Raw genomic sequence first — 13230 nt, 5'->3', positions numbered from 1 at the left:
AGAAAGATCGTGTTGTGGCACGGTGGAGATGTACGTAATCCCGTGTTTTCTGTGGGGTGTGACCATGGCGCGGCGGAAGCCATGGGAGGTCAGGGACGGGTTGCGGGTGGTGATCGAGCCGCTGTTGCCGAAGCATGAGCGGCGGTTCCGGTACCGGGGCGCAAGCGGATCGATGACCGCAAGACGCTCCAAGGTGTGCTGTTCGTCCTCTACACAGGTGTCCAGTGGGAGTTCCTGCCGCAGGAGTGGGGGTTCGGTTCGGGTCCTGCCTGCTGGCGGCGGCTGGCCGAGTGGCAGGAGGCCGGGGTGTGGGAGGAACTCCAGCGGGTGCTGCTGGACGGGTTGCGGGCGGCGGACCGTCTCGACTTCTCCCGCGCCACCATCGACGCCTCACACGTGCAGGCCAAACGGGGGCGACGCAGCCCGAAAGTCGGTCCGAGCCCGGTGGACCGCGGGCGGCCGGGCTCGAAGCATCACGCGCTGACCGATGCCCGCGGCACCCCGCTGCGGGTGTCGCTGACCGGCGGTCACCGCCACGATGTCACCCGGCTTCTGCCGCTGATCGACAGCCTTGGGCCGGTGCGGGGCAAGCGGGGCCCAAACCCAGGATGCTGTATGCCGACCGCGGCTACGACTACGACCTCTATCGCCGCCGACTGCGCGAGCGCGGCATCACACCGAAGATCGCTCGACGGAGCCAGCCGCACCGCTCGGGCCTGGGCAAGGTCCGCTGGGACACCGAGTCCGCCATCGCCTGGCTCCATGGCCCTCGCCGCCTGCGGATCCGGTGGGAAGCACGCGACGACATGCACGACGCCTTACTGCAACTCGCCTACTGCATGACACTCGCCCGCAAGCACCCGGCTTTTTGAAAGCACCCCTAGAAGCGATGTGGCCACGTGACATGGATGACCCGCCGGGAAATGCGCCAGCCGTCATCGGTGCGTCGCAGGTCGTCGGCGTAGACGACGCTGGCGACACCCCCGCCCTCCAGCAGGCTCAGACCTTTGGATCGGGCCCGGACCTCATCGCCCGGGCCTTCCGACACGACGATGTTCGTCGTGTGGTGGGCTTTCGCGTGCCCGGGGGCGTTCATGAAGGTCGCGATCGCGTCCAGCCCGACGACCGGGTCGCCGCCGAAGACGCTGCCGTCCCACACCGCGTCTTCGGTGAGGCATTCGCCGAGCCGGTCCAGTTCGTGCTCGTCCATGATGTGCGCCCACAGCGCCACGGCCCTGCTGATTTCGACGGTGTCTTCATGCGTGGGTTTCACGTTCGGCTCTCCATTTTGTGCGTTGCTGGATCAGGCCTTGGTGCCCGTTCAGCATGGCCAGCACCTGGTCGTAGGCACCGTTGGCCGCGGCGATGCTCTCCTTCGCCGCAGGGGCCGGGCGCGCCGGCAGTCTCGACTATGGGGGTGTATCGGCGGGGGCGGGAGAGGATCACATATCCATGGACCGACGATCCTCCCCAGCCGGCCACCATCAAGTCGCCGGACTTGAGACGGGCGAAGGCGCGTTCGCCTGGAGCGCGGAGACGGGCGTGGGCGCGGTTGTATCGCTGGTAGTGCTCCGGGAAGTTCACGGTGGCCGTGTAAGGGGTGCGGGCGGTGGCGCAGGCGCTGTAGTAAGCCGCGATAGGGGGTGGATGAGCCACGAGACGTGCTCAACCAGCTCGTACGGGACGTCGAGCATGGGCTGCCCACGGAGCACAGCCGGGTACCGGGATGCTCCGCGTCGTCCAGCGCCTGATCCAGCGTCAGCGGCGGTGCCCCGGCAGGTGCTTCCTCGCAGTCGACGGCGTGGACTACGCCTCGGCCGGGACCGCGGCCCGCCGTCCGGCTTCTGCAGGACCCAGCCCGACGTGCGGCGTTCGCTTCACGAGGCAGAGACCGCCGATCCATGGACAAACCTTCCTCTCCCGCCCCTGCGCGGACGCTCCTACGGTCGAGGCTGCGGGCGCTCACCGGCCCGCCGTACCGAAGGAGCAGGACCCTCATGAAGATGACTGGCAACACGATCCTGATCACCGGCGGAACCTCGGGCATCGGCCTCGGTCTGGCCCTGCGTCTGCACGAGGCCGGCAACAAGGTGATCGTCGCCGGCCGGCGCAAGGAACTCCTCGACGAGATCACGGCCGAGCACCCGGGCATCGACGCGCTCGTCCTCGATGTCGCGGACCCCGACTCGATCGCCCGGGCGAGTGAGACCGTGGCGGCGAGCCACCCGGGGCTGAACGTCCTCGTCAACAACGCGGGCATTCAGCTGCCGGAGAGCGTCCTCGACCCGGCCGGACTCCAGGCCGCCGAGGATCACGTCGCGACCAATCTGCTCGGCACGATCCGGATGACATACGCCTTCCTGCCCCTCCTGGTGGGCAAGGACGAGGCGGTCGTCGTGAACGTCACCTCCGCGCTGGCGTTCGTACCGCTCCCGTTCACACCGACCTACAACGCGACCAAGGCCGCGCTGCACTCCTTCTCCGAGAGCCTGCGCATCCAGCTCGCCAGTGCTGACACCGGCGTCCAGGTGATCGAGATGGTCCCGCCGGCTGTGCGCACGACCCTGATGGGCCAGCAGGACAACGAGCAGTCCATGCCGTTGGACGACTTCCTCACCGAGGTTCTCGGCCTGCTGCGTGAGAAGCCCGACGCCAAGGAACTGGTCGTGGAGCGCGCCAGGTTCCTCCGCGACGCGCAGGCCAACGGCTCCTACGACGAAGTCCTCGCCATGCTCAGCGGCAGCTGACCGACCTGTGACAGACGCGTAACAACAGCACGCGGGCGGGTCCTGTCGGGCCGCATCATGGACGAACGCGAGCTGGACCGCCTCGGGGAGCTCCTCACCGAAGACGCGGAACGGTAAGGAAGCGCCTTCGGCTCCGCCCCGGTCGTCTCAACGGAGACGACCGGCTCCGTCCTGAACGCCGAGGGGCACGCGAGCGCCCGGCTGACTCGGCGAACATCGTCGTGTCAGCCGGGCCGGCGACGAGGCCCGGGGCCGGGGCCGGGGCCGGTCAAAGCGTTGGGTCCAAAGCGGCGCAGCGCCAACAGCCGGCGAATTGCCCAGCGGGTCATGCAGGGGTAGGTGGTCATCGGGTCGTCTCGCCGCGCGCGCCCTCGCGTCGGCCAGCCAGCCATACGAGCGGCTTCGCGCGGGTGGGAGAGGAGGGCTCAGCCATGGATCGGCGGTCTCTGGATAGCCGGGCAGGATGCGGCGAGGATGGACGGCATGGACAAGAAGGAACTGGCGGAATTCCTGCGCCACCGACGTGAGATGTTGCGGCCCCGCGACGTCGGGCTGGTCGAGGGGCCGCGCAGGCGTACACGGGGGCTGCGCCGCGAGGAGGTCGCGCAGCTCGCCGGCATGTCCACCGACTACTACGCCCGGCTGGAACAGCAGCGTGCTCCGCAGCCCTCCGTCCAGATCACCGCGGCTCTCGCCCGGGCGCTGCGGCTGACCCTGGACGAATGCGACCATCTCTTCGTCCTCATCGGGCACAACGCCCCGGCCCGTTTCCTGCGTTCGGAGCATGTCAGCCCGACGCTGCTACGGGTCCTGGACCGCCTGGACGACTCCCCTGCCCTGGTAACGACCGACCTGTCCGACACCCTCGCGATGAACCCGTTGGCCATCGCGCTGCTCGGCGACCAGACCCGCCACACCGGTCTGGCCAGTAGCGGCTACTACCGCTGGTTCATGGACCCGGCCGAACGTCTGGTGTATCCCGAGGAGGTCCACGAAAGCCACGGCCGCGCCCAGGCGGCACGCCTGCGGGCCGCGCTGACAGCCGGCAGCGACACCCCCCGAGCCGCCCGGATCCTCGCCGAACTCCAGGAACGCAGCCCCGAGTTCGTCCGCATGTGGGAACTTCAGGAAGTCGCCCGCTACGGCGACTGCAAGACCCTCCTCCATCCCGAACTCGGCCGCATCGACGTCGACGCCCAGCTCCTGTACACCGAGAACCGCGCCCAGACCCTGGTGGTGCTGACCACCCGCCCCGGCACGGAGAGCCACAGCAAACTCGAACTGCTCGCCGTCATCGGACACCAACAGCTCACCCCCTGACGTCCTGGACCGAGGACCGGGCTCCGCGCTGGAGAGGCCGGACAAGGGTCCCCTGGAATGGTGCAGCCCGCACGGCTCCCGCGCTCTACGGCTGCTCAATGTGTCGGCCCCCTGCGGTGTCCGGGCTCCGCGCTCAGGCCGCCCATTTGACCGGACGCTGCCTCCGTTTTACTCTCGACCAAGTACGGAGGCAGCATCCGTTTTGATGCGGCCGCAGGAGCACGGCAGACAGGAGGGCGCATGAGCGCCGGTGCACAGCGGGAACGCAAGCCCCGCGCGGACGTCCAGCGCAACCGCGCTGCCCTCCTGGAGACCGCGCAGCGTCACTTCCTGCAGCACGGGGTCGGCACCTCCCTCGAGGCGGTGGCCAAGGAGGCGGGCGTCGGACCCGCCACCCTGTACCGGCACTTCCCCACCCGGGAAGCACTGCTGGCGGCTGTGCTACAGACGCGCTCCGAGGAGCTGGTGGCCCGCCAGGCGGACATCGATCAGCTCGGCGACCCCGCCGAGGCGCTGGAGCAGTGGCTGCGGGCGATGGAGGAGTACTTCAGCGCCTTCAGCGGGCTGCCGGACCCGCTCATGGCCGCCGCCCGGGCCCAGGAGCCGGACAACCCGCTCACCATCCCCTGCCACATCCTCATCTCCGCCACCGACCAGTACGTGCGAGCCGCGCAGCTCGCGGGGCGCGTGCGCGCGTCGGTGCGGGGGCACGACCTGTTCCTCGCGGCCTGTTCCGTTGCCTGGATCAAGGGCACCGGCACCGAGGAGGAGTCGCTCGACCGGCTCCGCACACTCATCGCGAGCGGCTACCGCCGGCAGGACACCCAGGCGTAAACCGCCAGGCACCCCGCTCCGCCCCGCAACGCCAGGCGGGCACCACCACCCATCCATCACGTCGTGCTGCCCCAGGGGCGGCACAACCTCCTAGGGAACAAATCATGAAAATTACTGTCATAGGCGCCGGTGCCATCGGCGGGAACCTCGCTGCCAAGCTCAGCACGGCCGGTCACGACGTCCAGGTGGCCGACGCCCGCGGCCCCGAGGCCGTCCGGGCGGAGGTGCTGGAGTCCGGGGCCCGCGCGGTGGACCTCTCCGACGCCGCCGTCCAGGGCCGGGACGTCATCGTCCTGTCGATCCCGTTCGGGGTGGCGGGCCAGCTGGCGGACCTGTTCGCGTCGGTGCCCGACGAGACGGTGGTCATCGACACCTCGAACTACTACCCCGGCATGCTCAGCGAGCCGATCGAGGCGGTGGACAACGGCCAGGTGGAGAGCGTGTACACCGCCGAGCTGCTCGGCCGCCCCGTGGTCAAGGCGTGGAACGCAGCCCTGGCCGGAACACAGCAGACCCGGGGCGTCCCGGCCGGAACGCCCGGCCGCCTCGCCATCCCCGTCGCCGGCGACTCCGACGAGGCGCGGCGCGTGGCCATGCAGCTCGTGGACGACACCGGCTTCGACCCCTACGACGCCGGCACACTGGCCGACTCCTGGCGCCAGCAGCCAAACAGCCCCGCCTACTGCACCGAACTGACCCTCGACGAACTGCCGGCGGCCCTGGCCGCGGCCGACCGCGCCAAGGACGCAGCCATCCGCGACAGCCTCCCGGAACGCATCGCCGCCCGCGGTGCCAATCCCACTCTCGACGACATCGTCGAGATGAACCGCGCCGCCCACCGCTGAGTCGCCCGACGCGGCACTCGTGCACGCAACGGCACGAGAGCGGCAGCAGCGGCACGCCACGAACGCACAAAGACGAACACGAAGGGCGCACCGTCCCCCCACACTGCAGCCTCGGCACCCCGCTGCCTGCGAACATCCGCAAGCCTGCAGATAGTCGCAAGAGCGCATCTCGCATCCGGCCCTCACGTCGACTGCCGCCTCGTGCGGCCTGCCGTACTGCGCTGTGCCGCAGCCGCCGTGGCGGAGACTGCGCGCCACGGAGAGGAACCGCCTTGCCCGGCACCGCATCACCCTTCACCGACATTGCACGCTCCCGCCGCTCCCCCCGGCAGTTCCTGCCCACCGCCCTGTCCCCTGCGGACATCCGCGGTGTGCTGGAAGACGCGCAGACCGCCCCCTCGAACAGCAACACCCAGCCGTGGACGGTGCACGTCGTCTCGGGTGCGGCGCGGGACGCCCTGGGCAAAGAGCTGCTCCGGGCCGAGGAGGAGGGGCGGACCTCTCCGGATTTCACCGATGGCTACGGCGAGGAGAACATCTACCTCGAGCGGTCGCATGCCCTGGGCGCGAGTGTCTACCGGGTCCGGGGTGTCGAGCGCTCGGACCGAGACGGCAGGAGGGCGGCGGTCCGCGAGAACCTGGAGTTCTACGGCGCTCCCCATGCCGCTTTCCTGTTCATGCCGGCCCTCGGTGACGGGGTACGGACGGCCGGCGACATCGGCATGTACGCGCAGAACTTCCTGCTCTCGCTGGCGGCCCGGGGGCTGGCCGGCATCCCGCAGACCGTCCTCGGCGTCTACGCCGACACCGTCCGCGAGTTCCTGGGCGTCCCCGCGGAGCTCAAGCTGCTGTTCGGGATCTCCTTCGGCATGGCCGACCCGGCGGCACCGGTGAACACGCTCCGCACGGAGCGGGTTCCGCTGCAGCGGAGCGTGGTCCTGCATGACACCCCGGGAGTCCTCGGCGGGCAGTAGTCCGCCCGCCGGAACCATCCGGCGCCGGGCCCGGGCCGCCACTCGGCCGGCCCGGGCCCGGCGCCCGCATCGGAGACATACTCCGTTTCTCACCACCTCGTCTGAGGAGTAACCATGACAAGCCGACAGATGATCCTGGGCATGCAGTTCAGCGGCGGATACGGAGCCGCCCCAGGGGCCTGGCGGCTGCCGGGTGCGAACCTGAACAGCTACACGGACATGGACCAGTTCGTGCGTTACGCGCAGGCCGCCGAGCGCGGCAAGATCCAGTTGCTGTTCATCGCGGACACCCCGGTCCTGGACGTCGACCTCGACCACCATGCCCCGCACCACATGATCGACCCGCTGCTGATCCTTACCGTCCTCGCGCGTGAGACCGAGCGGATCGGCCTGGTCACCACCGCCTCCACCACGTTCACCGAGCCCTACAATCTCGCTCGCCAGTTCAAGGCCCTGGACGTGATCAGTCACGGCCGGGCCGGCTGGAACGCGGTGACCACCTCCGACCCCGCCGCCGCGGCGAACTTCGGCGCGACGATCCCGCCGCGCGCGGAGAAGTACGAGCGTGCCCACGAGGTCATCCAGATCGTGCAGGGGCTGTGGGGCAGCTGGGAGAAGGACGCCTGGCTGCTCGACGTCGACGGCAAGCGGTTCGCCGACATGGACAAGATCCAGCCGGTCAACCTGCAGGGCAAGCACGCCGCCTCCCGTGGCCCGCTGCCCATCCCCCCGTCCGAGCAGGGCCAGCCGGTCATCTTCCAGGCAGGCGGCGGCAGTTACGGCCTGGAACTCGCGGGCCGCTACGCCAGTGGCGTCTACGCCAACCCGTACACCATCGAGGACGCCCGGGCCCAGCGCCAGGCCCTGCGGGACGCCGCCAAGCGCGCCGGACGCGACCCGGAGGAGGTGAAGATGCTCGCCGGCTTCATGCCGACCATCGCCCCCTCCCGCCAGGCCGCCCTTCAGCGGCGCCGCTTCCTGGACGAGGTCGTCGACCTGAACCAACGCGTCCGCTACCTCGGCGCCATGATCGGCCTCCCGCTCGACCCCGGCCAGCTCGACGAGCCGCTGACGGCGGACCAGCTCGCCGATGCCGTACCCAGCCCGCACGACCCGCGCTCCGCCCGCGCCCTCGAAGTGGCCCGGCAAGGCTGGACCCTGCGCGACGTGCTCGCCCACGGCGTCATCGACTACCACCCGGTGGTCGCCGGCACCGCCGCCGACGTGGCCGACCACATGCGGCAGTGGTTCGAGGCAGGTGCCTGCGACGGCTTCTCGATCGCCGTCGACAGCTACCACGACGGCTTCGACGCCTTCGTCGACCAGGTCGTCCCGATCCTGCAGGAACGCGGCCTGTTCCACGACGACTACGAAGGCTCCACACTGCGCGAGAACCTCGGCGCCCACGAGCAGTATGGCCTGGACCCGCGTCTCACGAAGCCGGCCCGGTCATGACCACCACCACGCAGCCCATTCCTCGACGCAACCTGAACGGAGATGGCTTCCGCACGTTCTGCCAGGACGACACCGGTGGCTACACCGCGTTCTGCCTGATGGTCTGCTGGGCGACAGGTGAACCGCTGACTCCTACCCCAAGCACCTGACCCACGAGGAGCGGCGCAATCTGGAGACCTTCGACGAACTGGACTTCGTCGTCTTCTCAGGCCAGAAGTGGGACCGCCTGGGCGAGAGCCGCGCGAAGAACGTCCGGGCGCACTGGCCCGACGGCCACTACACCGACGGCCTGGCCCGCCACATCGAAGACATGAAGTTCCAGTTCAGCTTCCCCCCGGACACCCGCGTCGTCGATCACCCGGTCCGGCTGGCCAAGGGCAACCTGACTGCCGTGATATCGATGCTCGTGAATCGCCGCGGTGAGGACTCATGAACGAGATCGCCGCCGTCGACCAGCAGAATGGCTCCGTTGATGAACGCCGCCTTTTCCGACGCCAAGAACAGCGCTACACCGGCGATGTCCTCCGGCGGCACTCGTGCCTCGTTAGTAGAATCCCTCACCTTGGCTGGAAATGGACACGTCAGGTCGCCAACTCCAGACAGCAGTGCGCGACCGTCATGCGGCACAGCCGGAAGGGGGAGATTGACCCTCACGACTGATAGGTGTCGGCTCCGCCCTGCAGCGCGAACTCCGCTGGTGCAGGTACGAGGCATACGCGGCGACCCCGGCCACGACCAGAGCACAGCGACGCAAATCCACGCGTCCAGATCGAAGCCCCGGCTCCCACCAGCCCCCTCCGCCGGCTCGGTGACATCACTCATCGAACCCACGGCCCAGCACCCCGCGCCGGTGCACGGGACCTCCCAGGAACTCCCAGGTAGAAGCGGGATGTGCCGAGATGCAACGAAAGGCTCTGACCTGGCCATATGGCCAGGTCAGAGCCCTAATGGCAGACGAGTCGGGCTGTACGCCGGATTTTGTCAACCGGCTGCCTCGCGGCGGCCGGGGAGACGGCCATCCATCTAGGGCCGACGTTGCCGTCGGCCTCGTGCGGTCTACCCGCGGACTCGGGCGGGCAGCCCTCGAACGTCCGCGCAGAGCCGCTTCTTACGGCGGCTCCTTTTGACCTTGCTCCGGGTGGGGTTTACCTAGCCGCCTGAGTCACCTCAGGCGCTGGTGGTCTCTTACACCACCGTTTCACCCTTACCGAGGACCGAGGTCCCCGGCGGTCTGTTTTCTGTGGCACTGTCCCGCGGGTCACCCCGGGTGGCCGTTAGCCACCACCCTGCCCTGTGGAGTCCGGACGTTCCTCGGGAAGCCCCCTGGGGGACTTCACGCGGCCGTCCGCCCGGCTCGTCTGCCGTGTCGACCATGTTAGCCGACCAGGCGCGGCTCCTTGTCTCGTCGATCAGCGGCCGACGAGCGGCTCCGGCTTTGTGGAGTAGTCGAGCCACAACTCGCCGGTCACCCTGCCCCTCGCGCCCAGCTGGCGGCCTACGGACACCGCCCACTCGCGAACGCGTCCCTCGTCGAGCAGCCCGTCCGGGCCGAGCAGGTCGTTACGCCTGGCCTGGTCGAGCCGGTAGGAAGCAGTCACCCGGTCCGGGACTCGTCCGCTGCGACCGGTGGGTATCCCCCGTTGCTGAGCCCAGGCTCGGACTGCGTGCGTCTCGGGCCCGGAGACAGCTGATCGCTGACGCCGCCTGGCCTGTGTGGCCAAACATCCGCAACTACGGGTGTTTCCAGAAGTGACCTGGGACTGGACAGCAGTGAAGATCTCGGGATTGCCGCACCCGCACTGGTAGTCGCGGACGATCTGGTCTGGGCTTTCTGGATTCCGGTACGGCTCGGAAACGGGTGACAACAGGCTGTCCGCATGCGGTGCTGTTGGTGAGAGGCGGCGCGGTGTCGGCGGGCCCGCCTTCTTCGGCTTTCGGCGCGGAGGACGCACCTCGCCCCACACCGCGGCGATGTAGGCATCAGCAGCGGCCTGATGCCGGGCGGTGCCACCAGTGAGGTACGCGTCCAGGCCGGGCACAGCCTCGGGAAAACGCATCGCGAGGGCCGAGGCCACCGCACTGGCCTGCTGGTAGGCCGTGGCCCGTTCGGGCACCGCTACGACCAGGGCGTGGGGAGAGTCCATCTCCGGCAGATCGCCGATTCTCACGTGTATGAGCAGGTCCAGGAGCCCCGCTGCGACCAGTACCCGGCTCTTGTCGTTCTCGTACTGGCGGCGGTCCCGCTGTCTGGTCGAGTGGTGGAAAGCTCCGTCGTACTCGAGGCCTACGCGGACACCGTGAGGCAGATGGAAGACGGCGTCGACCTCGACGTCCTTGTAGCGCCAGCGGGCCGGCTTGTGCTCGGGCGGAACGGTGAGACGGTGCGAGGCGAAGTCGGGCGCACCGTCCGGCAGCCGTGGATCCTGGCTCTCCGGCGGTACGAGGTCGATGAGTCCCGCGAGTTCAGCCACCAGCCGGACCTGCTCCTTCGATATCCCAGAGGTCGAGCACTTGCGGCAGCCGGTGCCCTGGACACGGTTGAGGACCGTGGCTTCCCAGCCGTGGCCATGACGGCATCGCCAAGACAGGGTCGCGTACACGCCCCGATTGCCCGCTGCGGCAGCATGCTTTTGCGACACGTTGTGCTGGCTCGTCGGCAGCCGACGCGGGTCAAGGTCCGGAGCATCCAGCTCGTCAGCGATTTCCGGGAACCAGGTGAACAGTGAGTTCGTATCGTCGATCACGTACCCCGCACACACCAGACAGCCATTCCCCTGAAGAGCCCGCTCTTTAACCACCGCCTCGAAACGATGCTCAACTGGCCACCACACTCCGGTATTTGGATCGACTGCCCACGTCCGGCAGATCCACGGCACACTCTCGTGCGAAGCGTGGGTGATGTCGCTCGTTGGTCTCTCTCCACGATACTGAGCGGCCAGCGCCGGAAGGTCCGCGAGCCGGATCAAGCGCCGGCACTCGGGGCACCCCGAACCTTTCCGGATGCGGTCCTTGGGCCAGGCCGGCCACGGCTCATGACCGAAGCCAAGGGGGCATTGCCACCGGAACGGACTGGCCTCGCCTCGCCTTTGAGTCGTCGCCAAGACATTCTCAGGACGGACGACGTTGTCTCGGTGCCACTGCGCTGCGACCTCCGGGATGTCCGCCACGGTCATTTCTCCACGCCCACCGATACGGCTGCGCCACCGACCCATGACCGTGACCTTGTGCCGATTCCAGTAAGCGACGACCTCGGCCTGCCGGGCCCGGGCCACTGCCACTTCCTTCTTGATCAGCTCACGGTGGGCCCCGTTGAAGTCGTCCCAGACGGACCGCATCTGTCGAAGCATCCGTAACCGGTCCTCACGCCCACCACTCCCGGTGTCAAGCGGTGCTGGCCGAGGTGGCCAGGCGGCGAGTGCTGACCCGTCACTCCCGGACGCGTCTGAACCTTGAGCTGCGATCACGGCGTGAGGATACGAGCGAGGTCTGACAGAGCCGCACCGATGTCCAGATCATCCGCATTTGACCAAGCCAGACACCTCGGACGATATTTTTATATCGTCCGAGGTGTCTGACTGTCCGACGCTTTTCCGCTGGTCACAGCGCTTTCGACGATTGGCGCCTCAGTCGGCGAACGTCACTCCGCACTCGCACGGCGAAATTCGACCCGGATTCGACCCGGCCTGCCGACTTCCCTTTGCCACACACGCTCTGACCTGCGCTTATGCCGGGTGGGAACGATACTCGGATGCTACGCCGGGTTCTGTCACCCAACCGCCTCGCGGCAGCCGGGGAGACGGCCATCCATCTAGGGCCGGTGTTGCCACCGGCCTCGTGCGGTCTACCCGGGGGCTCGGGCGGGCAGCCCTCGAACGTCCCCGCAGAGCGCTTTTTACGGCGCTCCTTTTGACCTTGCTCCGGGTGGGGTTTACCTAGCTGCCCAGGTCACCCTGGGCACTGGTGGTCTCTTACACCGCCGTTTCACCCTTACCGAGGACCGAGGTCCCCGGCGGTTTGTTCTCTGTGGCACTGTCCCGCGGGTCACCCCGGGTGGCCGTTAGCCACCACCCTGCCCTGTGGAGCCCGGACGTTCCTCGGGAAGCCCCTCAAGGGGACTCCACGCGGCCGTCCGCCCGGCTCGTCTGCCGTGTGGACCATGCTACCGGGCGTCCGCCCTTCGCCGGACCGGCGGCCGCCGTCGCCAGGACCGAGCCCGCCAGGATCAGGGTGAAGGCGATCGCGATGCCCAAGGTGAAGGGCTCGTTCAGGAAGAGGGCTCCCGCTGCCACCGCTATCGCCGGGTTGACGTACGTGAACACCGTCGCGCGGGTCGGACCGACCTCCTTGATCAGTTCCAGGAAGGCCACGAACGCCAGTGCCGTGCAGATCACTCCCAGGCCGATCAGGGCTGTCAGGACAGAGGCGGACGGGAGGGACGATGGCCAGGTCGCCGTCGCCGGTGCTGCGTAGACGACCGCCGCCAGTGCCAGGCACGGGGCCGTCAGCTGCAGGGTCGGGACCTCCTTCAGCCAGCGTGCCGCGATCAACGGTGCCGTCGCGTAACCCAGCACCGTCAGCATGACCTCGCCGAGGGAGCGGGCGTCGCCGCCGGTGAGGTGGGGGACCGTGAGGACTCCGACGCCCGCCAGGCCCAGCGCCAGTCCTGCCCCTCGCCGTAGCCCCAGCCTCTCCGTGTCGCCGAAGAAGCGGGCCAGCACCACACCCACGATCGGCACGCCCGCGATCAGCAGGCCCGCCGTGGAGCTCGACAGGTGCCGTTCCGCGTCCGTGAGCGTGAACCAGGGGCCGATGATCTCGATGCACGCGAAGGCCAGCATGGGCAGCCAGTGCGAACGGACGGTTCGGATCAGGCCGCCCTGCCGTATCGCGAAGGGGAGGAGGAGGGCCGCACCCAGGGCGCAGCGCGTGAAGACCACCACGGACGGGGAGAGGGGGGCGTCCACCGCCACCTTGATCATCAGGTAGGGGATGCCCCAGACGACTCCCATCAGGGAGAACAGGAACCAGCCGCGTGCAGTCATGCAGACAGAATCG

At 68.6% G+C, this 13230-nt stretch carries 10 protein-coding genes, 2 other RNA genes and 5 pseudogenes; 9 read left to right on the top strand and 8 right to left on the bottom strand.

From position 1 onward, the window contains the following. Positions 1 to 64 precede the first annotated feature (64 nt). Positions 65 to 872: pseudogene (locus LJ657_RS03490) on the top strand (IS5 family transposase). A gap of 8 nt (positions 873 to 880) precedes the next feature. Here LJ657_RS03490 and LJ657_RS03485 read toward each other — a convergent pair. The 3 genes and pseudogenes from LJ657_RS03485 to LJ657_RS03475 form a co-directional block, all read right to left on the bottom strand. Then, positions 881 to 1273, bottom strand: a complete 393-nt coding sequence (locus LJ657_RS03485) for a nuclear transport factor 2 family protein (protein WP_308117003.1) — start codon at positions 1271 to 1273, stop codon at positions 881 to 883. Positions 1274 to 1494: 221 nt separating this feature from the next. Beyond that, positions 1495 to 1602: pseudogene (locus LJ657_RS03480) on the bottom strand (IS5/IS1182 family transposase); the annotation flags it as partial. Positions 1603 to 1762: 160 nt separating this feature from the next. After that, positions 1763 to 1903: pseudogene (locus LJ657_RS03475) on the bottom strand (DUF6233 domain-containing protein); the annotation flags it as partial. A gap of 94 nt (positions 1904 to 1997) precedes the next feature. Here LJ657_RS03475 and LJ657_RS03470 point away from each other — a divergent pair. The 8 genes from LJ657_RS03470 to LJ657_RS48040 all read left to right on the top strand — a co-directional run bounded on the left by LJ657_RS03470 (position 1998) and on the right by LJ657_RS48040 (position 8608). Next, entirely contained in the window at positions 1998 to 2747 is a 750-nt protein-coding gene (locus tag LJ657_RS03470; protein ID WP_232646674.1) for an SDR family oxidoreductase, read from the top strand. A gap of 483 nt (positions 2748 to 3230) precedes the next feature. Next, positions 3231 to 4067 (top strand): helix-turn-helix transcriptional regulator, encoded by an 837-nt coding sequence (locus LJ657_RS03465; protein WP_232646673.1) that lies wholly within the window; start codon positions 3231 to 3233, stop codon positions 4065 to 4067. 240 nt (positions 4068 to 4307) lie between these two features. Continuing rightward, the gene (locus tag LJ657_RS03460) at positions 4308 to 4901 is read left to right on the top strand and encodes a TetR/AcrR family transcriptional regulator (protein WP_232646672.1); all 594 of its coding nucleotides are present in this window, start codon (positions 4308 to 4310) and stop codon (positions 4899 to 4901) included. Positions 4902 to 5005: 104 nt separating this feature from the next. Further along, positions 5006 to 5746, top strand: coding sequence for an NADPH-dependent F420 reductase (locus LJ657_RS03455; RefSeq protein ID WP_232646671.1), 741 nt, complete (start codon positions 5006 to 5008; stop codon positions 5744 to 5746). Positions 5747 to 6018: 272 nt separating this feature from the next. Next, positions 6019 to 6720, top strand: coding sequence for a nitroreductase (locus LJ657_RS03450; RefSeq protein ID WP_232646670.1), 702 nt, complete (start codon positions 6019 to 6021; stop codon positions 6718 to 6720). 114 nt (positions 6721 to 6834) lie between these two features. Then, the gene (locus LJ657_RS03445) at positions 6835 to 8175 is read left to right on the top strand and encodes an NtaA/DmoA family FMN-dependent monooxygenase (protein ID WP_232646669.1); all 1341 of its coding nucleotides are present in this window, start codon (positions 6835 to 6837) and stop codon (positions 8173 to 8175) included. Next, positions 8172 to 8324 carry a hypothetical protein gene (locus LJ657_RS03440; RefSeq protein ID WP_232646668.1) on the top strand — a complete coding sequence of 51 codons (153 nt, stop codon included), beginning with the start codon at positions 8172 to 8174 and terminating at the stop codon, positions 8322 to 8324. Before LJ657_RS03445 ends, LJ657_RS03440 begins: the two co-directional genes overlap by 4 nt. 161 nt (positions 8325 to 8485) lie before the next feature. Beyond that, positions 8486 to 8608: a hypothetical protein gene (locus tag LJ657_RS48040; RefSeq protein WP_269786065.1), complete on the top strand. Its 123-nt coding sequence runs from the start codon at positions 8486 to 8488 to the stop codon at positions 8606 to 8608. A gap of 20 nt (positions 8609 to 8628) precedes the next feature. On the opposite strand, the pseudogene LJ657_RS03435 reads toward LJ657_RS48040, so the two are convergent. From LJ657_RS03435 to LJ657_RS48875, 5 genes and pseudogenes are all read right to left on the bottom strand, one after another. Continuing rightward, positions 8629 to 8889, bottom strand: a pseudogene (locus tag LJ657_RS03435) (hypothetical protein); the annotation flags it as partial. A gap of 237 nt (positions 8890 to 9126) precedes the next feature. Then, positions 9127 to 9532, bottom strand: an RNA gene (gene rnpB / locus LJ657_RS03430) — RNase P RNA component class A. Positions 9533 to 9584: 52 nt separating this feature from the next. Next, positions 9585 to 11510: a zinc-ribbon domain-containing protein gene (locus LJ657_RS03425; protein ID WP_232646667.1), complete on the bottom strand. Its 1926-nt coding sequence runs from the start codon at positions 11508 to 11510 to the stop codon at positions 9585 to 9587. Positions 11511 to 11909: 399 nt separating this feature from the next. Beyond that, an RNA gene (gene rnpB / locus LJ657_RS03420) (RNase P RNA component class A) lies at positions 11910 to 12316 on the bottom strand. Between the two features lie 118 nt (positions 12317 to 12434). After that, positions 12435 to 13154: pseudogene (locus LJ657_RS48875) on the bottom strand (DMT family transporter); the annotation flags it as partial. Positions 13155 to 13230 lie beyond the last annotated feature (76 nt).

Origin of the sequence: Streptomyces guryensis (genome assembly GCF_021261325.1) — a bacterium.
GTDB lineage: Bacteria > Actinomycetota > Actinomycetes > Streptomycetales > Streptomycetaceae > Streptomyces > Streptomyces guryensis.
Note: the sequence above shows the minus strand (reverse complement) of the source record. Positions and strands in the feature narration are given on the sequence as shown.

Bases quoted from the DNA above. Each gene is read 5' to 3' on its own strand.
- LJ657_RS03470 (WP_232646674.1), top strand. From the start codon at position 1,998: ATGAAGATGACTGGCAACACGATCCTGATCACCGGCGGAACCTCGGGC.
- LJ657_RS03465 (WP_232646673.1), top strand. From the start codon at position 3,231: ATGGACAAGAAGGAACTGGCGGAATTCCTGCGCCACCGACGTGAGATG.
- LJ657_RS03460 (WP_232646672.1), top strand. From the start codon at position 4,308: ATGAGCGCCGGTGCACAGCGGGAACGCAAGCCCCGCGCGGACGTCCAG.
- LJ657_RS03455 (WP_232646671.1), top strand. From the start codon at position 5,006: ATGAAAATTACTGTCATAGGCGCCGGTGCCATCGGCGGGAACCTCGCT.
- LJ657_RS03445 (WP_232646669.1), top strand. From the start codon at position 6,835: ATGACAAGCCGACAGATGATCCTGGGCATGCAGTTCAGCGGCGGATAC.
- LJ657_RS03440 (WP_232646668.1), top strand. From the start codon at position 8,172: ATGACCACCACCACGCAGCCCATTCCTCGACGCAACCTGAACGGAGAT.
- LJ657_RS48040 (WP_269786065.1), top strand. From the start codon at position 8,486: ATGAAGTTCCAGTTCAGCTTCCCCCCGGACACCCGCGTCGTCGATCAC.
- LJ657_RS03425 (WP_232646667.1), bottom strand. From the start codon at position 11,510: ATGCGGTCCGTCTGGGACGACTTCAACGGGGCCCACCGTGAGCTGATC.